Origin of the sequence: Curtobacterium sp. A7_M15 (assembly GCF_030705415.1) — a bacterium.
Lineage (GTDB): Bacteria > Actinomycetota > Actinomycetes > Actinomycetales > Microbacteriaceae > Curtobacterium.
The window spans coordinates 15,968-39,930 of sequence record NZ_JAUZED010000010.1; the positions used below are offsets into that span (position 1 = coordinate 15,968).

Below are 23,963 nucleotides of genomic sequence, written 5' to 3' on the forward strand. Positions count from 1 at the left end.
CGGCAGCAGTCAGTCACCGATTCTCTTGCGACGAACTGCTACAGGCTCCGCCTCGCGTCGCAGCGCGCGATACACCGTGGTCCGGCTCACCCCAAGCACGTTCCCGATCTGCGCAACCGTCATGTCCTGCTGCTCATACAACCGCCGCGCGGTACGCACTTGATCGGCCGACAGCCGCGGTGGCCGACCACCAGTACGTCCGCGAGCACGCGTAGCCGCCAACCCAGCGTGCGTACGTTCTCGGATGAGGTCGCGTTCAAACTCCGCCAACGCGGCGAAGACATGGAACACGAGCCGGCCACCCGGTGAGGTGGTGTTAATGGTCTCCTGCAAGGACCGGAATCCAACACCCCGCTCCCCCAACGCCTGTAACTGATCGATGAGGTGCCGAATCGACCGGCCGAGCCTATCCAACCGCCAGACGACAAGCGTGTCACCGGGGCGGAGCTGGTCGAGCAGTTTTGCGAGCTCCGGCCGGTGCTCGAGTGACCCGGACATAGTGTCCGTCCACACGCGGTAGCAACCGACCGCGTGAAGTGCGTCGAGTTGCAGCGACGCGTCCTGGTCGGTTGTCGAGACGCGCGCGTAGCCAAGCAGCTCACTCATGAGAGAAAACGTAGCGGAACTCATCGCGGCATCCGGGTAACGGTGCATAGTTTCCGGCACTGAGTTGCGTTACACAACGCGCCAACAATCCAGGCCTGTGAATGAGCATGCCCACCGATGTGTCACAAACGGTCGTTTACGGTACCTATCGTTCGTGAGGATTGAACATGCGGACACTCGTGATCGATAGGCCTGCATAGGCCCGACAGCCAGTAACGTCGGCCGCAACTGACATTCAAGGAGCGACATGTCGCGTTTGAGTGAGATTTCGATAAGCGACCTGCTACTCGATCCAGGGAACGCGCGCCTTGGAGACCAGCAGCCGGGGCAGCAAGCCACCGTTCACGCCCTCGCCAGCCAGCAAGGCCGACGCCTGGTCAAGCTCGCCGAGAACATCATCGCGAACGGTCTCGACCCAGCGCAGCTGTTCACGGTGATCGCGACGAGCGACAAGAAGCGCGGGTACGTCGTCCTCGAGGGCAACAGGCGCACCCTGGCACTCAAAGCGCTTGAGACACCGACCATCGTTCAGTCCGCGCTCCCGGCCGGTGAGTTCAAGAAGCTGCTGACGCTCGCAGAGCGCTTCGCTGACCACCCATCGAATCCGTGCAATGCATGCTGTACGACCCTTCCGAGGAAGCTGCGGCCGTCAACTTCGTGATGAGCCGCCACGGCGGCGCGCAGGAGGGTGTCGGTCTCCCTGAGTGGGACTCCGACGAGAAGGACCGCTTCCGGGTTCGCCAGGGGGGTGAACGCGGTACGAAGCTACTCCGGCCAGGTCCTGGACTTCATCGACGAGCTCGACGGCAGCAGCGCCTCGAAAGCACGGATCACCACGACCTTGCAGCGCTCGGACTCGAGGTCGTCAACGGTGAGCTTGTTACGAAGTATCCAGCCGATCAGGTGGCCAAAGGCCTGCGCAAGATCGTCGATGATCTCCGCTCGCAGCGGGTGAAGTCGAGTCCCGGCATCCACGCACGGACAGGGCGAAGGCCGCTCCCCTCGACCGGCGCTCCGATCGCCTCGGGCGAGAGCGAGTACCGCGCCTCCTCGGGCGCGGTGTACCGATCCCGTCGACGACCACCCACGTTTCGGATCGTAGAAGCGAGCGCCGACACCGGCCGAGCGCGGGAGGATGGGCGCGTGAGCGCCATGCACCGTCGCCAAGCATTCATCGCGCCGGCCAATTTCCCCGGCGACAGCGTCGACGGCGCCCGGACTGTCGCGAGAACGCACGGCTGGATAACTGCCGACCACGGCGAGGGCGCACGGCGACTTGGTGACTTCTGCCCCGAGCACGCTGTCGCCAACGCTATCTGGCGCGCCGGGCGCTGATCGGAAACCGTCCGCATCGGGGGACTCTTGTCGCACCTCAGCGCCAAAGCCTCCCGGGCACACCTCCACGCCAGGGGGACTCTTGTCGCACCTCAGCGCCAAAGCCTCCCGGGCACACCTCCACGCCAGGGGGACTCTTGTCGCACCTCAGCGCCAAAGCCTCCCGGGCACACCCCCACGCCAGGGGGACTCTTGTCGCACCTCAGCGCCAAAGCCTCCCGGGCACACCCCCACGCCAGGGGGACTCTTGTCGCACCTCAGCGCCAAAGCCTCCCGGGCACACCTCCACGCCAGGGGGACTCTTGTCGCACCCATGTCCCACCGGCCTTCATGTCGCACCGGCCGCCTTCTCGAGCGCTGCAACCGCATGGAGAGCCTCGATGGTCGCGCTTTCACCCTCTGCCCAGACGAGTGTCTGTTTGCGGGAAGCGCCTATGACACAGAGATCAAGTGCTTCTTACCGCATTTCTTTCTGGACCTGCACGGCGTGCAGCCACCAGACTTCAACGATCGGTCGACGCAGACGTCCTGCCGGGAGCGCCTGTTCTGGGAAACTCAATGCCCCAGTCCTCGATCGTCTCCACGTCCGCTTGACCGGCATCGGACTGCTGTAAGGACTATGTTGTGTCCAGTTCGAGGCACGCCCCGCGTTGCTGTCGTCTCGGGGATGGCGCGCGTGACGGCGTCGAAGGTGGAGCCGGTTAGGCGTGGCCGCCGCATGGGTGTTGCTTCAGGCGGTAGGACCCGTATGGAAGCTAAGTGGTCTCGCATCTCGGTACCAACTCAGCCCAGGCCCACTCCCCCGTCGCGGGAGATGCACGAAGGACAGCGCGCCGGCCTAGCTCGCGCGTACCTCGCCCATGACTCCGCGGACGCCGTCGATCCGCCGCGACTGGATACCGGCCGAACCTTGGAAGCTGTGTTGGAGTTGCCGCTTGGCCTGTCTGCGAGCCAAGCGCACTGTCGCCCAACTGGGGCCGAAACGGGCCTACATCAGATGGCGACGCTCCGGTCGGAGCGGTCTCGCTGATGAATGTCCGCAAGGTCGAAGAGCCCGTCAGTGGAGACTGTCGAGCTGCGGTGCAGTGCGTGTCGTTCCGCAGCGGGGAGTGCGGCGAGCGTGCCCGCTGTCCCGTAGAGGTCGTGGATGAGGTGAACCTGCTGTCGGTCCCCTTCGAGGACCGCCTCGGCGAGTGCGATGCCGACGCCGGCTCCTTGTGTCTGGTCGTTCGTGATGTTCCCCCGAGTGATGCGACCGCGGTCCTCGAGGTCACGACGTCGGTCATGCGGCCATTGACTGGTGACGCTGGTGACGCTGGTGACGCTGGTTTGACCAGCGCTACCTACATGCGCGGCCAAGGGTTGCCTGGCGTACGACCCTTGAGTACGCAGGATGGTGACACCGGCCACGCTGGTGAGGTTGGTGAGCCTGGGGGCACTGGTGAATAAATCGCAGCGTGAGCGGCCCGGCCGGGAGGTGCCAGCGCTCCAAAAGTCTCCGAGCGCCCGTCTGCGGCTCGCTACCCCTGATCTGACCCCTCCACGCGCTTCAGCCACTGTTCGCTCGATACGAGCGAAGTAGCACTAACCGGTGACACTGGTGAGACCAGATTGCGCAAAACTGCAACGCTGGTGACCCTGGCGACACCGGCTTCACCTGTACATGACTGGTCACACCGGTATTAACAGTTTGCATTCACTGGTGATCCCGGCTTCACCGGCAACTCCGGGGTGCGCAAAACAGTTACACCGATGTGACTGGTGAGACCGGCGTCACCTGTACACTTGATGAAGCACAGCCAGAACAGTCACACCAGCGTCACCAGTCACGGGGGAGACCCCGCCAGCAGCGGAGCAGCAGATGTCACTCACCATCGACCGGTCTTCACTCCAGCGAGTAGTCGCTGTCATCAACAACAAGGGCGGCGTCGGCAAGACGACACTCTGCGCGAACATCGGCGGCATCCTCGCTGAAGCCGGATGGCGTGTGCTTGTCATCGAACTGGACCCGCAAGGGAACCTCGGTCTCGACCTCAGCTACCGGTACACCGAGGGGGACGACAAGGGGTCGGGGCTGTCGAAGTCGGTCCTCTTCGGCGACGCGTTGCAGCCACTGAAGAACGTTCGCCCAAACCTCGACGTTCTGCCCGGGGGAGAGCACATCGAGATCCTCGACAAGGGCATCAGCCCACGCATGAGCCAGTCGGGAACTGAGGGGACCGCCGCGCGGCTCAGCCTCGCGACGTCGCTCGCTGCCATCGCCGATGAGTACGACCTCATCCTTCTCGACTGCCCGCCGAACATCGACAGCATCCAGATGCTCGCCGTCGCTGCTGCCCGCTACATCCTCATCCCTGCGAAGGCTGATGACGCCAGCATCGACGGCTTGCGCCTCACTGCTCGACGACTCGATAAGGTCGTCGACATCAACCCGGAAGTTGACCTCCTTGGGGTGGTGAACTTCGACTCGAGCACCTCTGAGACAAAGGTGCGGCAGGAGTTCGCGGACGACGTCGTCGAGGCGTTGGAGAGCGAAGAGGCGAGGAAGTTCATCTTCACCAGCTACGTCCGGCACTCCGGAGCGACTGCGAAGGCCGCGCGGAAGAAGCGGTTACTCGTGCACGAGCTCGAGAAGAGCGTGAAGAAGCAGGAGAAGTGGTACGAGGCGCTCCGTCGTGGCGCGAAGCACGTCTCTGCGGGCCCGCAGGCCGCTGGCAACGTCGCCGACAGCCTGTACGCGGTAACCCAGGAGCTCACCGCACGCCTCACCGCCGCTGAGGCAGAGCAGTCGGAGTCGGAGGCTGCGAATGTCTGACGAGGGCCGCATCATCGCTGCGCCACCGAGCCGACCGAACAGTGGGGGAGGGGCCGGGTCCCTGCTCCGCGCGAACCGAACCGCTCAACAGCAGGCTGAGCCCGCCGCCGAGCCGTCTCGGGCTGTCGCCCCGCCGCCTCCCGCGCCGCGTCGCGCGGTGCAGCAGACCATCGCGTCTGTTCCCGACGCCGAGGTGGAGGCGGACCCGGTCATGACGGTGGAGCCGACCGCGACAGCGCCGGTCACGTTCCAGGAGCCGGAGCAGCCCCCTCAAGCTCCGACGGGCACATCGCCCGTCACTGCAGACCCGGAGCCGGTCGCCGTTCCGCAGCAGCAGGCGCCTACCCCGGAGCCGACGCCCGGCCCAACGACCCCGTACACGCGCCGTCGGTACGGCGACTCGGGGGAAGAGAACCCCGACGACATCGTGAAGGTCACGTTCGAGATTCGTCGTGGCGACCGCGATGCGTTCAACGACGCGTTCGCGGCGGCATCCCTTCATGAGGGGTACACCACCCCGAAGGACATCCTCGTGGACCTCTACGTGAGAGAGACGAAGCGGCTGCAGGGCACGTACAACGGTGGTCAGCCGTTCCCGAAGCGAAAGAAGCAGGCTCCTCGCGGGCGCCCGATTCGGCGCGACAGCTGACACTGCTGCAAACGTGTCGAAGCGCGACTTCACGTCGGGCTCGCGCGACTTGAAGGCCGCGGATGTCGGTGGATGCCTGTACATATTCGGGTACGCGGCGCGAGTAGACGGCCCAGGTGCGCGACAAGAGTCCCGACACGCCGACGTGTCGCCGCCGATCCGGCGCACCTCCAGGGGATAGTAACTCGCACGATGTTCGGCCAACGAGGCAGGGGAGTACCGGATGACGAGCGATGCAGCGGCCGGCGCAGACGACCGTTGGTACGAGGAAGGCGACGCACCCAACGAGGTGAGTTCGCTCGGTGCGGTCGAGCCGCGCGTCGAGCCTGTCATCCCCGCGAACTTCCCGCACAGCCTGGAGATCCCGAAGGACCGCGTGCGGCTGCTGGACTACCGCTCAGCGCTCGACGCGAAGGGTGGCCAGCCGGAGGAAGTCGCGTTCTCAGCCCGCGTGTGGGCTCAGGTGTCCCTTCCGTACAAGGACCCCGGTGAGGTTCCGTTCTGGGTGCGCCGAAACGGTGACGTCACCCTTCGTGTCCAGCCCGCGGCGATCACGGACCGGAACGGGAACGACGCTGTCGCGTACCCGTTCGGCATCCTGCCGCGGCACATCATGACGTGGATGGCGACCGAAGCGGTCCGCACGAAGAATCAGGAACTCATCCTCGGCGACACGATGCAGGACTTCATGGAGAAGCTGCAGATCGAGAAGGGCGGCAACAGCCGCCGGCGCCTCGCCAACCAGATGGAACGCGTGTTCGGCTCCCGCCTCAGCGTCGAGGGGCTCGTCATCGGCGCTCGCGGCACCGGGTACGGGCAGGCGAAGGAGTACTTCCAGATCACTGAGAGCACGCAGCTCTGGTTCAACGAGAAGGACGAGATCGGGGGAGAGGGCCAGCCGGGTCTTTGGGACTCGAAGATCGTCCTTTCGAAGCGGTTCTTCGACTCCATAATCGAACGCCCGGTCCCCGTGGATCCTGCGGCGCTGCGTGCCCTGGGGTCAAAGCCGCTGACCTTCGACATCTACGTGTGGGTCGGCTATCGCTTGTACGGCATCGAGTATCCGACCCGCATGTCGTGGGAGGACCTGCACAAGCAGTTCGGCTCGCAGACGAAGCGCCTCCGTGACTTCCGGTCCTCCTTCGCCGAGGCCATCCGCGACATCTCCATAATCATGCCGGGCCTGCGGTACGACCTCGAGCCCGAGTACTTCGTCCTCTACCCCGGTCCGACTCCCATCGAGCAGACGACCAAGCGCCGCCAGGTGCCGCAGAACAAGGCCGCCGGCCGCGGACGTGGACGACTGCATGCTGTTGAGAAGCCAGCCGGCGACGACGGCGACGTCGAGCAGCCGGGCGACGTGCCTGCGGGGGAGTGACCGCGACAAGAGTCCCACGTGCGAAGAGGGTCGGTGCTGTAAGGCGCTGACCCTCTTCACGACGCTCCGGGGCTTCGCACGAGGACTGGGGGACTCTTGTCGCGCGGAGGGACTCAGCGGGGGGGGTATCTGACGATTCTTGCGGGGGATTCTTGTCGCGCTCAGTTGGGGGACTTTGGTCGCGCCACACTTGCGACGCAGGTTACATGCAGACACGTGAGGCGAAGTTAGCCAGCACGGCCGGTATCGCTGGCGGATTCTTGTCGCGCGCCCCGGTTGGGGACTCTGGTCGCGCATCGGAAGCGGCGGCGGGGGATCCTGGTCGCGCGTGCCACCTCGAGCGCCTGCTCAAGCTCGTTGCGAGTGGGGACTCTGGTTGCGCTCGTGAGGCTCACAGTCGTGCGCTCCGGGGGATTCTGGTCGCGCGCGATCGAGCCTTTTCTTCTGGTCGCGCGCGATCGAGCCTTTTCTTCTGGTGGGGCAGGGTGACGAGCCGGTCGACCGGCGGGCTTCTTGTCGCGCCGGCGCCGCGTAAAAGGGCTTGGGGGAGGGGCGCGACCAGAGTCCCCTCGCGCGACAAGAAGCCCCCAGTTTGTCGGCGCGACTAGAGTCCCTTGTGGGCTGCTGAGTCGGATGGCGCTAGAAGCGCTCTGGGGACTGTTCCGCACCCTGGGACGCCCCAGAGGGGGCGTTCGCCTGTCTGTGAGGCGCACAGCGCCGATTTTGACCATGTTGTGAAGGTGAGACTGTGTTCCAACGGGGGTGCTTACCTTCTGTCAAGGCGGGGGTAGAGGGGACCCCTATGAACCTGTTCCCGCTTCTGTGGTTGCGTTGGTACGAAACCGGTCTTACAGGTGAGATTTAGAGGTGGAACTACAGGGGCAGCTTTCCACAGCCCGCTCGATCGTTGCAATGGTGCGGATGATGGGTGGTCGCAGGGAACCTGCTCCGCGACAAGAGTCCCCTCGAAGCGCGACAAGAGTCCCCTCCAGCCGCGACAAGAGTCCCTTATCCACAGCTTCGAAAGGGGTCCAACGCGGGGGATTCTGGTCGCGCCGCCTCGCCCTGTGGATAAGTGCTCCCTCGAGCTCCGATCTCGTACTTCTGGGGGACTCTGGTCGCGCCCTACTTCGAACCCGTACGACGCGCCTCGGCGGCGCGGTGGGACGCCTAGACGGGGGCGGCGCAAGCGTCGTGACAACCGGCACCTCGAAGGAGACGGTGTGGATTCCAGCCGGCCCAGACCGGCAACGTCGACGACTACGAATCGTTGACGACTCAGCGCGGCGAAAGACCGACGGTCCTCGTCGCTCGCGGTACGAAGGTTAGCGTCGGTCACGCTGATGGAACCGCCGCCGACGACGCCCTTGATGCGGAGGTGCTTGCTTTTGCCGGGGTCGTCGAGGACAACAACGGACGGGGGAGTGAGGGCCATGGTCGCTCTATCCGCGGACGGTCATCGTGACGCTCGGTCCGCACGCCGCAGGTGGTAGTCCCGGAGGTTCGCCCGGTAGTCGGCGACCTTCATGACGTATCGGGCGAAACTGGCGAGGGCGACCACCGCAGCGACAATGATGATCAGCCGCGTCATTCCACCGTGCCATCCGATGATATACCGGAAGAACAGACCGCCGGCCAGCCAGCAGAGCGCCGGCACGAGCGACCGACGAGACAAGCGAGGAGCTCGCGGTAACGTCGGCGTCGGTCGCTGCAACAGCTTCGTCCGTCGTCGGGAGGTGCAGCTTCGGGTCGTGGATGTCCATGTCGGCTCTACGCGGCGCCGCTGCGGTGAGGCGCGATCAGTCAGACGCGCCATCACGGTACGGGCAAGCTTCTACGCGCCGACCTCGCGCAATAGGGCGGCCATGCCAGGAGCCATCGAGTAGATGCGCTTCTTCGGATCCCAGTCCCAGACGAAGTGCCAGGACTTGCCCGGCGCGTACTCGTACGTGGGGAGTCTGTGGTCTGCGATGACACGTCCGATGCCGCCGAAGATGCCGGCGACAGCCTGGGTCGTTTTCGCTCCGGTCGCCTCGACGAGTTCCCTCGGGGTGTAAATGGTCGAGCTCTCGCGTTCAGCACCGTCGATGAGCACACGGAAAAGCTCTCGGCCCGGGTCCGTAACGTCGCGCCAGAACTTCCGCGCCAGGTCCACCGCGCCGGGCTCAGTGGTCCACGCCGGCGGCGCACCAACCTGGTGGAGGCCGTCGGACGACTCGGATGCAGGCTCAGCCGGCAACCGGTCGAGCATGAAGTTACCGAAGCGACCGTAGAACTCGGACAGGCGGTCCTGGGGGACTAGCACGGTGACCTTTTCGTGCAGCATGTTCGTCTCCTCAGGTAGCGGGCTTGAAGCGGGCTCGGTGGCTAGGCTTGCGCGCTCGACCGATCGGTGTCAAGCGGGCTTCGAGGGGGGTTGGCCACTTGCGTGGCAGCGACTAGCCCTGATTGTCAGCGCGAGTGGCGAAGTGCAGCACGTGAGGGAGAGGTGCTGGCCGACCCGGTCTGTTTCGGGGGGCCCAGGAGACAACTTGTTCTGGAGAAATTAGGCGCGGTTTTGTGAGCGGGGTGTTGTTGCAGGGTCGCTTCGGCGCTTCAACAAACCGTTCAGCACAATGACCGTTTTCCCGGACAGCCCCCGGCGCTGCATCGAGCCAGCGAGCCTGCATCGGTGAGCTGATGCGGATCCGCAGACAGCGTGACGTCCTCATGCACACGACGTCTTACCCACGGGTGTCCATCGGACGTGCAACGACGACCGCATGAGCAGCGATCTGGTGACGTCCGAGCCGGACGAGCCGTCCTGGGATTTCGAGGCGTTCGCAGCGAACCAGGCTGCGGCGCCCCGGCGGCGTCGACGGCGCCCGGCTCGCCCGCATCCGGATGTGCAGGCGCAGTCACTCTCGGACGGCACCAGGAAGATGTACCAGCGCGAGTGGGCGCGGTTCGTGGCGGTTTGCAACGACGCTGGCGCCGACTATCTGCCGGCGCACCCGCTGACGGTCGCCATGTACTTCGAAGCGGCCGCGTCCGACGGACAGGATGAGGACGGCACCCCGTACGCATCGAACACATTCAACGGCTGGCTCGCTGCGATCGACAAGTGGCACGAACTCGCCGGGTTCGACAAGCCGTCAAAGAACCCCAAGGTCACCGCGACGATGGCCGGCATCCGACGAACCAACAGCGGTGAAGTCCGACGCATGCCGGCACTGCTCCTCGAGGGACTCCGCGCGCTCGTCGTGACCATCGACATCCGCAACTACCCACTGGCCATCCACGGCGTCCGCGACTACGCCATCATCGTCATGGGCTTCGCCGTGCGCTCCGCCGCAGCGAACTCGCCGGCCTGAGCATCGGCGATGTCACCTGGGACTGCTGCAGGTTGAGTTGACTCATTCGTCTAGGCCGCGAGTGCGACCTGTGGGCTGATGATCGTCTCGTACTCGATCGGGGTCAACTTCCCGAGACCACGTTGACGGCGTCTCCGGTGGTACGTGCCCTCGATCCAGGTGATGATCGCCAGCCGGAGCTCCTCGCGTGTGGCCCAACGTCGCCGATTGAGGACGTTCTTCTGCAGCAGAGCGAAGAACGATTCCATCGCCGCGTTGTCCGCGCATGCACCGAGTCGGTCCATCGATCCGAGCAGGCCGGCGTCATCGAGCGCCCGGACGAACTTCTTCGACCGGAACTGGCTGCCGCGGTCCGAGTGAACGACGGTTCCTGCTGGGTCGCGGCGCTGCACCGCCATCTGCGGAGCGGCGACGGCGAACGAGGACCGCATCCGATCGCTGATCGAGTACCCCACGATCCGGCGAGAACAGGCGTCCTTCACCGCGCAGAGGTAGGGCTTGCCCTCACCGGTCGGATGCTCCGTGATGTCCGTCAACCACAACCGGTCCAGATCCGGCGCCGTGAACGCCCGTCGGACCCGGTCGTCGTGCACTGGTGGTCCCGCCTTGCGGTGCAGGCCGCGCTTCTTCGCATGCAGCGACCAGAGCCGCTGCTGCGAGCACAACCGCCATACCCGCCGCTCGGACGTCGTATGGCCGGCTGCATGAAGGTCGTCGGCGATGAACCGATAGCCGAACGTCGGGTCGTCGCGGTGCGCGTCGACCGCGGCATTGGTCAGGTGCGCATCCTCCCAGTCCCGCTGAGAGACCGGGTCGGCACGCCACCGATAGAACGCCTGCTTCGAGAAACCCAACACCCGGCAGGCCACCGCGACCGGAATCCGGTCTGCGGCGAGTTCGAGGACCAGCGGGTAGATCATTTTGGGAGTCTCGGTCGTCCGCGTGATCGACGTTGTGGTGGTCGCGGATCCCGATGCGGAGGTCGCGGTGCCGGGCCGCTTCGAGGCTGCGGATTCGGTCGATCGCCCGGCGGTGCGCGATGGTCCGCAACCAGGACGGCAGGTCGGCACGGGTGGGGTCCCACTGGCCCGGGTGGAGCCAAAGGTGGAGGAAGGTTTCGTGGACGACGTCTTCGGCGAGGTGCGGGTCGATGATGATCGTCGACACGAACCCTTGCAGTCCAACGGCATGGTCCTGATAGGCCGCGGTGCAGAAGCCTCGGTGCCCCTGCATGGGGTCAGTCGTCATCGCTTGAACGAGCCACGGCGAGGTCGCTTCGCGTCGTGAGATGGCCCGCGGAAGAGAGTCCGGAGGGTAGTGCCGGCGGCGTTGTCGTTCCACTTCGTGGTGGCTGCTGGTTCGGTACAGCAGTGCGGTCCGCGATGACCGGTGGGAAGGGTGCAGCGCCACCGGTCGAAGGAGCTGGTGCAGGGGGTGGAAGGAACGGCTTCGGCCTGTTCTGTTGGTGGGATGGTCGCGGCGAGGATTCGGCGCCAGCCGGTGTGCGGTTTGCCGGGGGTCTCCGCCTTCGGAGATGCTGCCGGGCTGTGGCCCTATCGGCAACCGGTCGGGCGTCCGCGCGGCCGCGGAATCAGAAAGTGGGTCGGCTTTCGTACACGGACATGAGCATCGCGGCGGTGAGGCGAGCTGAGCGGGCCGGCTGCGCGGAGCGCTGCACAGCGGACTCGACCCGGGCCCCCTCGATGAGCAGCGACAAGCCTTGCGCGACGTGGGCCGGCATGGCGCCGCGCTGGCAGACGAGCGTGAGGTGACGTTCGATGTCGAGGAAGTGTTCACGGGCGAGGGCCGCGATGTCGGGGTCTTGTCGGCCGAGTTCGGCGTGGCCGTTGATGAACGCGCAGCCGCGCCAGCCTTCATCCTCGAAGCACTCCTCGAGGTATCCGAAGATGCCGAGGACTTCGTCGCGTGGGTCGTCCGACACGGTGGTGATGTGCTCGAGTGCGCGCCGCCATGACCCGTGCCACCGCTGCAGCACCGCAACGACCAGCGCCTGCTTCGTCGGGTACGCATCCAGCAGCTCGGCAAGGGTCAGCCCTGCGCGGTCCGCGACCTGCTCGAGGGTGACCGGGATGACGCCGTGCTCGGTGAAGAGCGCGTCGGCAGCGCCGGACGCGGCGCGCTGCGCGACCGTCTCGCGGCTGTTGGGGGTGAGGGTGAGAAGCGTCATAGACCTGGTGGTGTCGATGGTGAGGCTACCGGTCGGGGTCTGACCGGGTTGCCGGTGGTCGCTGCCAGGGTTAGGCGGCGACGAAGAAGTCCGCGTAGGACGGCTCCGCGGTGTGCTGGGTGTCGCTGATGTAGCGGTGGCCGAGGCGTTCGGTGACGAGCTTGTCGATGTCGGTCGGGGCGCTCATGCCGCGGCGGTGCCACTCGGTCGGGATTCGACGCAACTGCTCGAGGAGGGTGTCGTTATTCATGGGTGCGGTCCTGTTCTGCGAGGAGCGTGGTCATGTCGATCGGCTGGGTCATCACGTCGTCGTACGTGAGCGTTGCGGCGCTCATGCGGTGAGGGTGAGGACGATCGCTGCGGACGCGGCGACGGTGACGGTGAGGATCCCGGTGCTGACCGCGGCGACCTGGAGCATGTGCTGCCGGCGGGCGTCGCGGACCTCGCTGAACGGGCTGCGGTGCGTGGACCGGGTGCGGCGCAGGGACACGGCGTCGTGTGAGGTGCGGGGTGCGACCTGGAAGTCGGTGGCAGTGATCGTGGTCATGGTGTCGTCCTCGTCTGCTGGCGTCGGAGCGGCGCCGGGCGATGATCCGACCGTAGAAGGCGCATGCTTCGTGCTGCGAGCCGCGCTGGTGTTTGTGTCGATTCCTGGATGCGGGAGCGTCGGCTGCGTGTCCTCGGGTGGATATGCGGGCTACGAGCGTTACTGGAAACGGTGCGGAGCGGCGGCGGTGGAGAAGCGACGCCGCGCATTGGTCGTGACGTTCCGTGGATACTGGGCTGGTTACGGGGAGGTGATCAGGCATGCTGCTGCCGATCCCATGACTGACTCGCAGCCGACCCGTGTGCAGGAAGAGACGCAGAGCACCGACCTTGAGGTCGCTCGCGACTTCCTCGCTGAGGCGTACGCGGGTCAGCAGTGGAGCGCCGACCAGACCCGGCAGCCGTTCTCGTTCCGGTACACCGCGGTCGGCGACCAGGCGATGACGCTCCGGACGATCCGGTTCGACGGGCACCTCGACGGTGTCATGACGCCGTCCGAGGACTTCGTGGTCCAGTGGACACACAAGGGCCGCGGCACCATCACCACCGATACCGCCACGATCGAGATGGATCATGGCCGGCCGCAGCTCTGGCCCCAGCAGGGTGCTGCGTTTTCGTACGACGACTACGACCAGCGGATCGTGCAGATCAACCGGACCGCGCTCGAGACCGTCGCCGGTGAACGCGGCATCGAGGCCGGGAACCTGCAGCTGGATCACACGGTCCGGCCCGACGACCGGGCCCTGCAGGTGTGGCGCAGCAGCGTGCAGCTGATCTCCCACACTGTCATGGACCGGCACGCCTCTCCGCTGCTGCAGGCTGAGATGGGTCGGCTCGGGGCCCTCGCGTTGTTGGAGCTGTACCCGGTGGCGTCCGCATCGCTGCCGAACGAGCTGCTGCTGCCCAAGAACAGCCACATCCGCCTCGCGGTCGAGTACATCCACGAACACGCGCACCTGCCGATCACGACCGATGACGTCGCCCAGGTCGCAAACCTCAGCCTCCGGGCGCTGCAGCACGCGTTCCGACGGCTCTTCGCGGTCAGCCCGAACGCCTACATCCGGCGGGTGCGGCTCGACCGGGTCCGGGACGCCCTCCTTGCCGGCGACCCGGCCTCGACCAGCATCGGTGACGTCGCGAAGCACTGGGGGTTCGCGCACGCCGGCCGCTTCTCCGCCGCTTACGCCGAACAGCACGGTGAGTATCCGCGCGACACCCTCCGCCGCGCCTGACAGAACGACGCACGATGAACGACCACACCCAAAACGCTGACACCAGCGCAGAAGCGGACACGATCATCCGTTCCCGACTCGTCACCCGCACTCGCGACACCGCGGTCGCGCGGAACGCGATCCTGCACACCTTCCACGTCCGCGGCCTCGACGTCACCGGCAGCGCCGGCTTCTCCTTCGAGGAAACCCTCACCGGCACCTCGTTCCTGGCGCTGGAGTCCACCAGCTCCACCGGTACGATCCGCGGCGAAGTCGATGCGACCGCCGCGGTGATCGTCGTGTGGCTGAAAGCTGGCCACGCGGTCGTCGGCGGCCAGCAACTCCCCATCGGCCGGCCCGTGCTGTACACCGGTCAGCAGCAGGTGCAGTGGGACCGGTTCGAGAAAGACGTCATGCGCATCGACCAGGCGATCGTCGAAGCGGTCGCTGCCGAACGCGGCGGATGGGAGCCCGGACCGCTCGAGTTCAAACCGAATCACGTTCCCGAGGGCGCGCCCCTCGCCGCGTGGTGGTTGATGGTCCGCATGATTGCGTCCGAAATCCTCGCCACTACTGGGAAGGTCTCCCTCGACCGGGAACGGGAACTCGCTGCGATGGCCGCCGAGGGGCTCCTCACGGCGATCCCGCACTGGCCTGTCGGACGTCGATCCGAGCAACCGCCCGAGTCGAACGTCGGCAGGGCGGAAGCGTTCATGCTCGACAACATCGGCGCCCCGATCACGGTGGATGACGTCGCCGCCGCTGCTGGCATGAGCACCCGCGGCTTGCAGAGCGCGTTCCAGCGTGTGCACCAGACCAGTCCGCTGGGCTACCTTCGCGCGATCCGACTCCTGATGGCGCGGCAACAACTCGAATCCGGGGGCGCGACGTCGGTGTCCGATGTCGCCCGTTCCGTCGGGATCGTGCACCTCGGCCGGTTCGCCGGCGCGTACCGCGAAGCATTCGGGGAACTCCCCGGCGAGACTCTGCGCGCCGCGAACGACACACCCCGCTGACTGAACCCCGATTCGAGATGGTGGCGCGCGGGTGAAGTGGCTCAGGCAGGAGTCCGTGATGCCTCACGCGACCACGCCGACAGCGCGGACACCTTCCCACCGGCAGGCGCCGCAACGTGCGGAAGGCCGGCCCTGCACCAGAGCCGGCCTTCCGGGTCACGTGATCAGACCCGAACTGATCACGTCACGGCAACCATGCCCGAACGGCAAGTTCACACGCAAGACGGCAGAAGTGCGGACAGACCAGCGCGGCGGGGGAACCGCATACTGAGGGCGCTTCGGCTGGTTACCGAAGAAGAGTCCCGTCGTGCCTCTGATTCCCACGACGGTGCTCGAGCGGTGCTGGTGGCCCACCGATCCGGACCACCAGCACCACGCTCGCGCGCTGCGCTCAGTGACCGCCGGCGACGGGAATGTCCCAGTACGAGGGCTGCTCGTACTGTTCCGACCAGCCGCGCCGCATCCGCGTCGCCGCCCGGTCGAACGCGTCGACGAGGTCCGTGTCCGTGGTCAGCAGCGCCTGCAGGCGGAGCCCGTCGTACAGCGCGAGGAGCTGCTGCGCACCCCGGACCGGGTCCATCGTCTCCGGCTCACGGCCGTCACGGACGTCCGCTGCGAGTCCGTCCCGGATCGACTGCCGGAACCGTCGGTACGTTGACCGGTAGTAGTCGGCACCGTCCACCGATGGATCCGCCGCGGACGCGAGACTCGACGCGAGCAGCTCCATCAAAGCCGGCTCTTCCGCGTGCGCAGCGAGCAGGGCGTGCAGGAAGGCGACGGTGCCCTTCTCCGCCATCAGTGGTGTCAGCGGCGCGGAGATCGCCTGCGTCCACCGTTCGACCGTTGCTGCGAGCAATGCCCGCTCCGTCGGGAACGCCTCCCGCACTTCGGCCACGCTCATCCCCGCGCGCTCGGCCGCGACTTCGAGGGTGAACCGGGTGACGCCGCTGGCGTGGAGCGCCGTGATCGCGCCGTTGATCGCGCGGGTCCGTGGTGCTTCGTCCGCTTCGGCGGTCTGGCTCGTGAGCGGGGCGAGCGGGTGCTTCCGGAACCACTCCAGCAATCCGCGCGCCCGGGTCAGCCCCGCTGCCGGGTCGAGGGCCTGACCGGACGCGAAGAGATCCCGGAAACCCGGGACCTGCTGCATCAGCGGATCGAGGGGCTGGAACGCCATCGACCAGTCTGGGAACGACCGCTGCACGATCGACTCGTCCGCGAGGACGCGGACGTTGGTGTGCCGCGGATCACGGCGGACCTGCTCGAAGCGGGCACCGACGGTCGTTTCGTCGCCCTCGATGATCCCGAGGCAGTTGTCGCCCTTGTGCGCGAGGATCCCGGTCACCCCGAGCGCGGTGTTCTTCTCCCGGCCCACCGCGAGGATCTGCGCGAGCTCGGTGTCCGTGATCGGACGGGTCTGGGTGCTGGTGTACACGATTGAACGCATCATGCTGACCTCCCTGATGAGCCGGGATACGTTGCCGCTTCGAGTGAACTGCTCTGTCTACTGCTCCGCAACCCCCCGATTGTCCGTGGACAGTGGACAAACCGGAGCCATCGGGCGGCGAACCCGAATCGACCGGGATGCGGTGCGCGGGCGGCCGTCGTAGTTCGGGTCAGGGGCGGCCGCCCGCGCGCTACGACGCCGTCGGGTTCGACGCAACAGGTCATGACGAGGCCAGCCCAGGAACAGGGATCCGGGCACCCGCAGCTAGGGACTACGGGGTAGCCCGAGCGACGCTACGCCCCCACCAACGCCGACTCCCAGTCGCGGCGCACGGATGACGGCCACTGGACAGCGACGTTCTTCCCGCCCAGCAGTCGACTTGAAGGGTATGCGAACGTTTGGCGGCCCGTCTCGATAGCCGATCGTTTATCGAGACGGTTGGCGAAGACGCTCGGCTTCGCGGTTTGTTCTCGTGCTCTTGTGTAACAGGTAGGCGTTAGCGAGCTCCGGCGCTGTTGCTGCGGGCTCCTGCACCGTGCACGGCGAAGGAAGACCAGTGCCCTCGCATCGATCGATACGAGGGCACTGTGGTTGAGAGTCAGTCGCCCGTTCGGGTGCGCCTGTGTAGGAGGGCGGAGGTCAGCATCGCCGCGCCGATGAGTGTCGGGTAGCCACTGGCGGCGCCATATGCGATCGCATTCGCTGGGTTCGACCATGCGCCGGGGGCGGACGACCATGCGAGCTGGTCGATGAACGCGAAGGCAACGAGTGCAAGCATCACGATGCCCGCGACGATCCCGACGATGCGCCACCGCCACCCGATCACGACTGCGGCGGCGGCGACGACGGCGAGCAGCAGCAGCGTCATCGGTTTCACCCCAGGACTGCCGGGGCTCTGCACCGAACCGGCGACTGCTGTGACGTAGGAACCGACAACGCCGACCAGCGCGCCGAGGACCGCCAAACCGACAGCGGCCGGCATGGTGCGCCGCCCGCTTTGCGATGCGGGGTGGACTTCCGAAGCAGTCATGATTTCTCCTTTGCTCCTCGCCTCGGCGATCAGATCGCGCAGGCCAGGTTCTTGTCAGGTGACAGCGACGTCGTGGACGAGCCGATCGCGTTCTCCGAGTGCCACTTTTGGGTCGAGGTGTTCTTGCACTTCGCGTTTGTGGCCCAGTAGGTCGTCTGGTTCGGCGCCGTCGTCTGTTCATCGCGGTCGCGGTAGTGCCACGAGGGAGGCGCGTACGACGACAACAGCGCGACCACTGTCACACTGCCGGCGCATCCGGCGCTGCGGCCATACTCCTGGTACGACCACGCGTAGCCGCTTTCCTTGTAGGGGGTTTGGACCGTGTCTTTCACTGTGCAGCTCGCCGTGACGGCACGTTGCACCACGACGCCGTCTTTTTAATTGACTTGCACGCTCTGCCCAGGCTCGAGCCTGCCGACGTCGGTCAGTGGCGTCATCGAATCGACGGTTACCGATCGCACGGTGGTGTCGCTCTCCCTCGACGTCTGAACCGTCAGACCCTGCTCGCTACGCAGCGCCCGCACCGCTCCGCTATCCATCGGGACAGTCTCGGACGTCCGGTCGATGACACGGTTCACCCCGGGCGCCTTCGTCGCGTCTGCTGGCATTCCCTCGGCGGCAGTTGCCGGGCCGGACGCGAGCAGCGACATGCTCAGGACCCCCACTGCCCCGATAGATCCTGCCCACTTCTTCGCCGTGTTCTTCCTCACAAGTTCCCCTCAATCGTCGTTGATTGCTTGCTGATTCTCACACCGTAGGCCGGTCCGTCTGCCGATGGTGATCTCAATCATGTAACGGGCCCAAAGCCGCGTATCTCCTTGCGCCCTCTGAGACGATGGGGCGCCGTCCGGCCAGGCGCGCCGCAGCGTGTGTCCCGACAGTCGATCGTCTACCGAGACGCGATCACGACACAGAGCAAGGCGAGAACCACGACACCGAGCGAAGCTGCTCACACATGCCGACCACTCCGATGATGACGACGACAGCCGCGGCGATGAGCCACACAGGCACGGACATGCCGTGCTGAGAGCCAGCGTCGCCGGGAGGGTCGGCAAGCAGAAGCAAGAGCGAGTTCACGACGTAGGCCTTCAAGCAGTTCAGGTCAGCTTGCCACTGTCAGGTGTACCAGAGGCCGATTGCGCAACTCGCGAGAAGGGGTCTCTTCCCGCACTGTGCTTGACCAGGCAAGCGTCCGTGTGCAGGATTGACGATGAGGCGGTGCTAATACGTATTAGCCCGATGGTCTTCAGAGAGGAAGGCTCCGAACGACATGTTTCGTCCACGTCAGCGCATCAGCGTGATTGCGGCGGCAGCGGTCTCGGGGGCGCTGGTCCTAGCGTCCCTGACTGCCACTTCAAGCTCGGCCGATACCAGCCAGTACCACGAGACGTACCGGCCCCAGTTCCACTACTCGCTGCCGTCCGGCTGGATCGGTGATCCCAACGGTCTCGTCTACGACGACGGCCTCTACTACCTGTTCAGTTACGGCACGTGGGAGGGAGCAGCCAGCAAGGACCTGGTCCACTGGGAGAACATCCCAGTGAAGGGGCCCGAGCGGGATCCGGGTAGCAACTCGTTCTTCAGCGGGGGAGCGGTTGTCGATAACGGCAACACCAGCGGCTTCGGAACCAAGAAGAACCCCGCCATGGTGGCGTTCTACACCAGTGTTGGGGCCGAAACCGGCATCCAGTCGCAGTCGCTGGCGTACAGCACTGATCACGGACGCACGTGGACGCGATACGCCGGCAACCCGGTTCTCGACCTGCACTCGACGAACTTCCGGGATCCGAAGGTGTTCTGGTACGCGCCGAAGAAGGAGTGGGTGATGGCCGTTGCGCTCTCCGATCAGTACAAGGTCGCCTTCTACACGTCGAAGGACCTGAAGTCGTGGACGCACTCCAGCGACTTCGGCCCGCGCGGTGCGACGAGCGGCGTCTGGGAGATGCCCGACCTCTACGCACTGCCGGTGGATGGCAACAAGCGAAAGATGAAGTGGGTGCTCAGCGTCAGCGTCGGCAGCACCGGTGTCCAGTACTTCACGGGGCAATTTGACGGCACGTCGTTCACTCCGGACGGTCCCGCGACTTACACACCTCCGGCTGGCGCGACCGTTGCTGACTTCGAGTCGGGGACCTACGCGGGCTGGACCGCTTCCGGCTCCGCGTTCGGTACGGCTCCCGCAGACGGAGCGCTCCCTGACCAGCAGGACGTCGCCGGCTTCCAGGGCAAGTACCTCGTCGATAGCTACAACGGCGGTGACGGAGCAACGGGCACACTCACCTCGGCACCGTTCACGCTCTCCAAGGCGCGATTGAACTTCCTTGTCGGCGGCGGCAACAATCCCGCCATCCCGGGTTCCGTTCCCGCGGGAACGGTTCCCGCTGGCACGGTCCTCGCCGACTTCGCTGGCCCCACCTACGGTGAGGGGTGGACTGCGACGGGGTCCTTCGTCGGCGCTGGGCCGACAAAGGAGTCCCTGCCGAACCAGATCGGTAGTTCGGTGCTGGACACCTTCACACCGGCCGGGGATGCAGGGACCGGTACGATCACGTCGCCAACCTTCACGGTCAGCAAGCCCTACATCGACCTGCAGATCGCTGGTGGCGACCATGCGTGGGGACAAGCGAATCCCACTGCCGTCAACTTGGTCGTCGGCGGCAAGGTGGTGCAGTCGGTCACCGGTGACGGCACCGGTACGCTTCGATGGGCGAGCCTTGAGGTTTCGGCATACCAGGGTAAGGACGCGCAGATTCAGGTCGTCGACGACAACGACGGCACGGGCGGCTGGGGGCATCTCATGGTCGGGCAGATCATCGCCGCAGACCAGAAAGCCGCCCCGTGGGACACGCAGACCACGGTCAATCTCCTCATCGATGGGAAGGCTGTTCGCACGGCGACCGGCGCGAACAGTGAGACGCTCGACTGGACGTCTTGGAACATCGCCGACCTCCGCGGCAAGCAGGCGCAGCTGGAGATCGTCGACCATGCGACTGGTGGATGGGGGCACATCCTGGCCGACGCGTTCATGCAGAGTAACGCGCCCGCGTTGACCCAGTACCAGCGTGCCAACTGGCTGGACTACGGCGCCGACTTCTACGCGGAGAACACGTGGGAGAACGCACCCAACGGGGAGCGCATCGCCATCGCCTGGATGAACAACTGGGCCTACGCCTCCAACGTGCCGACGTCTCCTTGGCAGGGCGCCGAGACGTTCCCACGTTCGCTGTCCCTGCGGACCATCGATGGCAAGGTCAAGATCGTCGAGCAGCCCATCGATGGCATCGACAAGCTGCACGCGGGCCGTCCGGCACGAGTGAAAAACGTCCCGGTCTCGAATACGACGACCGCGCTGCCAGTGGCCGGACAGACACTGGACGTCCAGGCACACTTGACGGCGGGTTCGGCGAAGACGTTCGGGCTTAATGTCCGGACGGGCGCGGGGCAGTACACGCAGGTCGGGTACGACACGAGCACCGGAGCGCTGTTCATCGACCGCACCCATTCCGGGAACGTGGGCTTCAGCAGCGTGTTCGCATCACGCAGTGAGGCGCCCCTGCAGCTGACCCGAGGTGGCCTGGACCTGCGCATCCTGGTCGACGCTTCCTCGATCGAAGTGTTCGGAGCCAATGGTCAGGTCGTTCTCACCGATCAGATCTTCCCGAATCCCACGAGCACCGGTGTGAGTGCGTTCGCCACCGGCGGCACCGCCCGAGTCGATGATCTCCGAGCGTGGACTCTGAAATCAATCTGGAAGTAACGCGGAAACAGAGTGCGCCTGCCCATCGTCCGGGGCAGGCGCACTTCGTTTGTGCCGCCGTTAGCGAGTGCGGACCGTCAGGCGGTCAAGCGTGAACGTGCCGTCCTGCACGAATACGCCGACGCGGCCGGCAGGGCGGTCGTAGAGGCGTGTGCTCAGCGCAACGGCCCCGTCGATGACAGCGACACAGATGTCCCCGTCAAGGTGTACCTCGATGTGGTGCTTGCCAGGGGCGAGTTCTATCGGGCGCTCGAGCTCGACGGCGTGCGGCACATCGCCAAGGATCTGCCACTGCTCAGCTCCGGTCGTGCCACGTGGCCAACGGTCGAGCACGAGCCGGTTCCGGTCAGGTTCGAGGCGAAGCGCGTAGCCCTCTTCCCCGTCGTCACTGGTGCGCAGGAGCAAACCCAGCGAGCGGGTGTCTGCTTCCAGGGTGAGGTCCACACCCACGAGCGCTTCCTCTGGTAGCTCCGGGCCAACCCAGGATGCGTATCGGGTGATTGCGCCAGCGCCGACGGTTGCCTCAGCACCGCTGGCCTGTTCAAGCTCAGCGGTGACGTCGACCTCGTTCGGGTACGCAGCCTTCACCCCGTCAGGTAGGTCGAACCGCAACAATCCGTCGGCACGCTGGTGGGCCTGCAACGTCGCCATGGTGCCTGCCCACTGCCACGGCCCGCCATCGCGTTCGTCTTCCTTCGACGCGATCCACCCGACGAAGTACCGCTGATCGCCAAGGGCAACTGTCTTCGCTGCATAGAAGGCTCGGCCGTCGACAGTGTCATCAGCGGGCGCGAGCCATGGGCCGTCCGGCGACTTCGCGATGCGGTACCGGGTGCAGAAGGCGTCGGAGAACTCCGAGTACACCAGGTACCACCACTCACCCCACTGGAACACGTCCGGGCATTCCTGCGTGATGAAGCGGTGCGGCTCCCAAATCGGCTCGGCGTCCCGCCACGTGACGAGGTCATCGGACTCGAGCCGAGCAACGAGGCCGGAACGCCGGTACGGCTCGTTCAAGCGTCGTGTGGCGAGGAGCATCTGCCAGGGCCGGTCGGCAGCGGGGCGGAACACGAAGGGGTCTCGCCAGTCTTCGGGGGAGTAGCCCGCGAGTGCGGGGAAGTCCCACTCGGGGTGCTTGATCCAGTCGGTCAGATCGCTAGACGACGTCGCGTGCGCGACGATCTGAGCGTCCTTCCCGCCACCAGCGGATCCGGTCTTGATGCGGGGGTTGTGCCCCGTATAGAACAGATGCAACGTTCCCTCGTCATCACGGACGACGCTGCCGGTGTAACAGTCGAAGTCGCTCGCGTCGGGGCCACCGGAGGGCAGTACGACGCCCTTGTCGGTGAAGGTGACGAAGTCGGTGGTGGTGACGGCCGCCCAGGGCATCCCCGTTGCCCGTTCGAGCGGCGGCGCGTCCGGTCGTTCGTCGAGAAGGTAGAACAGCCACGCGGTTCCGTCGTGTTCGAACGGGATGACGTCGCCGACGTAGCCGTTCGGGGGTTGGAAGTGAGTGCTGGACGGGAGGGTCACTTAGGTTCCTTCGGGTCGTGGGGCCGCGAGCGAGCTGCGGGCGACGTATTCGCAGGGCACGAGGTGTCGGCCGGGCTGTTCCGCCTCCGCCAGGAGCAGCGTTCCGGCTTCGAAGCCCATCTGCTGGTGTGGCAGGGCGACGGTGGTGAGCGGCGGATGCATCTGGTCGGCAAGGTCGGGCTGGTCGTCGAAGCCGACAATGCTGATGTCCTCCGGGCAGCGCATCCCCAGGGACTGCGCCGCCATCAACGCGCCGACCGCCATCCGGTCGTTCCCGCAGATGATCGCCGTCGGACGGTTGGCCGCATCCGCGAGTACCGCCACCGCGAGGTCATAACCGGATCCCACCTGGAAGGTGCCGAACGTGATGCTGATTTGCGTCGACGGAATGCGCGCGTCGGCGGCGGCGCGGTCGAGTCCGCGCTTTCGTTCTTGGCAGGCGTAGTCGTCCTCGGGGCCGCCGAGGAAGGCGACATCGGCGTGGCCGGCTGCGAACACAGCGGCGGCGACGTCGTAGCCGCCCTGGTACTCGTCGGCGAGCACCGTCACCGCAGGCGTTCCACCGGGCGGGAAGCAGTTGACGAAGACCGTCGGGACCGTGTCCAGTCCGTCGACAGGGGTGACGTACTCGGGGCCGGGGGCTGCGTAGACCAAGCCGGCGACGCCCTGCTGCACGAGGTTCTCAACGGCAGCCTTACCGCCGTCGGTGGTCTGCGCCGTCTCCACCACGAAGCAGACGTATCCAGCCTCCTGCACGGCTTGCTGGACACCCAGCACGATGTGACCGGCGTAGGGCTGCGAGACGAGCCGGTCGGCGATCACGCCGACCGTGTAGGACCGGTTCGACCGCAGCGACTGCGCCGCCCGGTTCGGCTGAAATTTCAGCTCCTTCGCGGCCTCGAGCACGCGAGTGCGCGTCTCTGCCGCGATTGAAACGTCACGGCGATCATTGAGCACGAACGACACCGTCGGCTGGGACACGCCAGCGTGGCGCGCGACGTCCTTCATGGTGACGCGCTGTTTCTGTGTTGTCCGCTTGCGGCTCGCCATCGACCCTCCTCCGTTGCCCTCATCATGCCAGAAGCAAATACGTATTGCGCCC

22 protein-coding genes and 2 pseudogenes are annotated in these 23,963 nt (G+C 65.9%); 9 read left to right on the forward strand and 15 right to left on the reverse strand.

The genetic code is table 11. From position 1 onward, the window contains the following. Positions 1-9 precede the first annotated feature (9 nt). Together Q7F20_RS03510 and Q7F20_RS03515 are read right to left on the reverse strand one after the other, a co-directional pair. The gene (locus tag Q7F20_RS03510; protein ID WP_305738726.1) at positions 10-606 is read right to left on the reverse strand and encodes a recombinase family protein; all 597 of its coding nucleotides are present in this window, start codon (positions 604-606) and stop codon (positions 10-12) included. 283 nt (positions 607-889) lie between these two features. Next, positions 890-1,201, reverse strand: a complete 312-nt coding sequence (locus tag Q7F20_RS03515; RefSeq protein ID WP_305738727.1) for a hypothetical protein — start codon at positions 1,199-1,201, stop codon at positions 890-892. Positions 1,202-1,221: 20 nt separating this feature from the next. On the opposite strand from Q7F20_RS03515, the gene Q7F20_RS03520 reads away from it, so the two are divergent. Next, positions 1,222-1,941, forward strand: coding sequence for a hypothetical protein (locus Q7F20_RS03520; protein WP_305738728.1), 720 nt, complete (start codon positions 1,222-1,224; stop codon positions 1,939-1,941). Between the two features lie 993 nt (positions 1,942-2,934). On the opposite strand, the gene Q7F20_RS03525 is transcribed toward Q7F20_RS03520, so the two are convergent. Beyond that, entirely contained in the window at positions 2,935-3,351 is a 417-nt protein-coding gene (locus Q7F20_RS03525; protein ID WP_305738729.1) for a hypothetical protein, read from the reverse strand. A gap of 451 nt (positions 3,352-3,802) precedes the next feature. Here Q7F20_RS03525 and Q7F20_RS03530 point away from each other — a divergent pair, with 451 nt between their 5' ends. From Q7F20_RS03530 to Q7F20_RS03540, 3 genes are all read left to right on the forward strand, one after another. After that, positions 3,803-4,756, forward strand: coding sequence for a ParA family protein (locus Q7F20_RS03530; RefSeq protein ID WP_305738730.1), 954 nt, complete (start codon positions 3,803-3,805; stop codon positions 4,754-4,756). A gap of 157 nt (positions 4,757-4,913) precedes the next feature. Beyond that, positions 4,914-5,405 (forward strand): hypothetical protein, encoded by a 492-nt coding sequence (locus Q7F20_RS03535; RefSeq protein WP_305738731.1) that lies wholly within the window; start codon positions 4,914-4,916, stop codon positions 5,403-5,405. A gap of 223 nt (positions 5,406-5,628) precedes the next feature. Then, positions 5,629-6,783 (forward strand): replication protein RepA, encoded by a 1,155-nt coding sequence (locus Q7F20_RS03540; protein ID WP_305738732.1) that lies wholly within the window; start codon positions 5,629-5,631, stop codon positions 6,781-6,783. 1,834 nt (positions 6,784-8,617) lie between these two features. Here the strand turns inward: Q7F20_RS03540 and Q7F20_RS03545 are convergent. After that, positions 8,618-9,109 carry a hypothetical protein gene (locus Q7F20_RS03545; RefSeq protein ID WP_305738733.1) on the reverse strand — a complete coding sequence of 164 codons (492 nt, stop codon included), beginning with the start codon at positions 9,107-9,109 and terminating at the stop codon, positions 8,618-8,620. A 451-nt stretch (positions 9,110-9,560) separates the two neighbouring features. On the opposite strand from Q7F20_RS03545, the gene Q7F20_RS03550 reads away from it, so the two are divergent. Then, positions 9,561-10,136 carry a hypothetical protein gene (locus Q7F20_RS03550; RefSeq protein ID WP_305738734.1) on the forward strand — a complete coding sequence of 192 codons (576 nt, stop codon included), beginning with the start codon at positions 9,561-9,563 and terminating at the stop codon, positions 10,134-10,136. A 50-nt stretch (positions 10,137-10,186) separates the two neighbouring features. On the opposite strand, the pseudogene Q7F20_RS03555 reads toward Q7F20_RS03550, so the two are convergent. Beyond that, positions 10,187-11,062, reverse strand: a pseudogene (locus Q7F20_RS03555) (IS3 family transposase); the annotation flags it as partial. 136 nt (positions 11,063-11,198) lie between these two features. Beyond that, positions 11,199-11,303, reverse strand: a pseudogene (locus tag Q7F20_RS03560) (sigma factor); the annotation flags it as partial. Between Q7F20_RS03560 and Q7F20_RS03565 the strand changes: the two are divergent. Then, positions 11,256-11,423: a hypothetical protein gene (locus tag Q7F20_RS03565; RefSeq protein ID WP_305738735.1), complete on the forward strand. Its 168-nt coding sequence runs from the start codon at positions 11,256-11,258 to the stop codon at positions 11,421-11,423. The pseudogene Q7F20_RS03560 and the gene Q7F20_RS03565 sit on opposite strands and share 48 nt — an antisense overlap. 304 nt (positions 11,424-11,727) lie before the next feature. Here the strand turns inward: Q7F20_RS03565 and Q7F20_RS03570 are convergent, their stop codons facing one another. From Q7F20_RS03570 to Q7F20_RS03580, 3 genes are all read right to left on the reverse strand, one after another. After that, positions 11,728-12,324, reverse strand: coding sequence for a TetR/AcrR family transcriptional regulator (locus tag Q7F20_RS03570; RefSeq protein WP_305738736.1), 597 nt, complete (start codon positions 12,322-12,324; stop codon positions 11,728-11,730). A gap of 70 nt (positions 12,325-12,394) precedes the next feature. Then, a complete protein-coding gene (locus tag Q7F20_RS03575) occupies positions 12,395-12,574 on the reverse strand; it encodes a hypothetical protein (RefSeq protein WP_305738737.1) in 180 nt (59 codons plus the stop codon). Positions 12,575-12,655: 81 nt separating this feature from the next. Then, positions 12,656-12,871 carry a hypothetical protein gene (locus Q7F20_RS03580; RefSeq protein WP_305738738.1) on the reverse strand — a complete coding sequence of 72 codons (216 nt, stop codon included), beginning with the start codon at positions 12,869-12,871 and terminating at the stop codon, positions 12,656-12,658. Between the two features lie 277 nt (positions 12,872-13,148). Between Q7F20_RS03580 and Q7F20_RS03585 the strand changes: the two genes are divergently transcribed. Both Q7F20_RS03585 and Q7F20_RS03590 read left to right on the forward strand, forming a co-directional pair. Further along, a complete protein-coding gene (locus tag Q7F20_RS03585) occupies positions 13,149-14,102 on the forward strand; it encodes an AraC family transcriptional regulator (RefSeq protein WP_305738739.1) in 954 nt (317 codons plus the stop codon). Positions 14,103-14,116: 14 nt separating this feature from the next. Continuing rightward, positions 14,117-15,097 (forward strand): helix-turn-helix transcriptional regulator, encoded by a 981-nt coding sequence (locus Q7F20_RS03590; protein WP_305738740.1) that lies wholly within the window; start codon positions 14,117-14,119, stop codon positions 15,095-15,097. A gap of 391 nt (positions 15,098-15,488) precedes the next feature. Here Q7F20_RS03590 and Q7F20_RS03595 read toward each other — a convergent pair whose 3' ends face one another. The 4 genes from Q7F20_RS03595 to Q7F20_RS03610 form a co-directional block, all read right to left on the reverse strand. Further along, positions 15,489-16,544 (reverse strand): BLUF domain-containing protein, encoded by a 1,056-nt coding sequence (locus Q7F20_RS03595; RefSeq protein WP_305738741.1) that lies wholly within the window; start codon positions 16,542-16,544, stop codon positions 15,489-15,491. Positions 16,545-17,139: 595 nt separating this feature from the next. Further along, complete coding sequence (locus tag Q7F20_RS03600) at positions 17,140-17,571, reverse strand: hypothetical protein (RefSeq protein ID WP_305738742.1); 432 nt, start codon at positions 17,569-17,571, stop codon at positions 17,140-17,142. A gap of 29 nt (positions 17,572-17,600) precedes the next feature. After that, the gene (locus tag Q7F20_RS03605) at positions 17,601-17,936 is read right to left on the reverse strand and encodes a hypothetical protein (RefSeq protein ID WP_305738743.1); all 336 of its coding nucleotides are present in this window, start codon (positions 17,934-17,936) and stop codon (positions 17,601-17,603) included. 12 nt (positions 17,937-17,948) lie between these two features. Then, entirely contained in the window at positions 17,949-18,281 is a 333-nt protein-coding gene (locus Q7F20_RS03610) for a hypothetical protein (RefSeq protein WP_305738744.1), read from the reverse strand. A gap of 560 nt (positions 18,282-18,841) precedes the next feature. Between Q7F20_RS03610 and Q7F20_RS03615 the strand changes: the two genes are divergently transcribed. Next, on the forward strand, positions 18,842-21,328 hold the full coding sequence (locus Q7F20_RS03615; protein ID WP_305738745.1) for a glycoside hydrolase family 32 protein: 2,487 nt from the start codon (positions 18,842-18,844) through the stop codon (positions 21,326-21,328). A gap of 60 nt (positions 21,329-21,388) precedes the next feature. On the opposite strand, the gene Q7F20_RS03620 is transcribed toward Q7F20_RS03615, so the two are convergent. Both Q7F20_RS03620 and Q7F20_RS03625 read right to left on the reverse strand, forming a co-directional pair. Next, on the reverse strand, positions 21,389-22,861 hold the full coding sequence (locus Q7F20_RS03620) for a glycoside hydrolase family 32 protein (protein ID WP_305738746.1): 1,473 nt from the start codon (positions 22,859-22,861) through the stop codon (positions 21,389-21,391). Beyond that, positions 22,862-23,911 carry a LacI family DNA-binding transcriptional regulator gene (locus Q7F20_RS03625; RefSeq protein ID WP_305738747.1) on the reverse strand — a complete coding sequence of 350 codons (1,050 nt, stop codon included), beginning with the start codon at positions 23,909-23,911 and terminating at the stop codon, positions 22,862-22,864. Between the last annotated feature and the right edge of the window lie 52 nt (positions 23,912-23,963).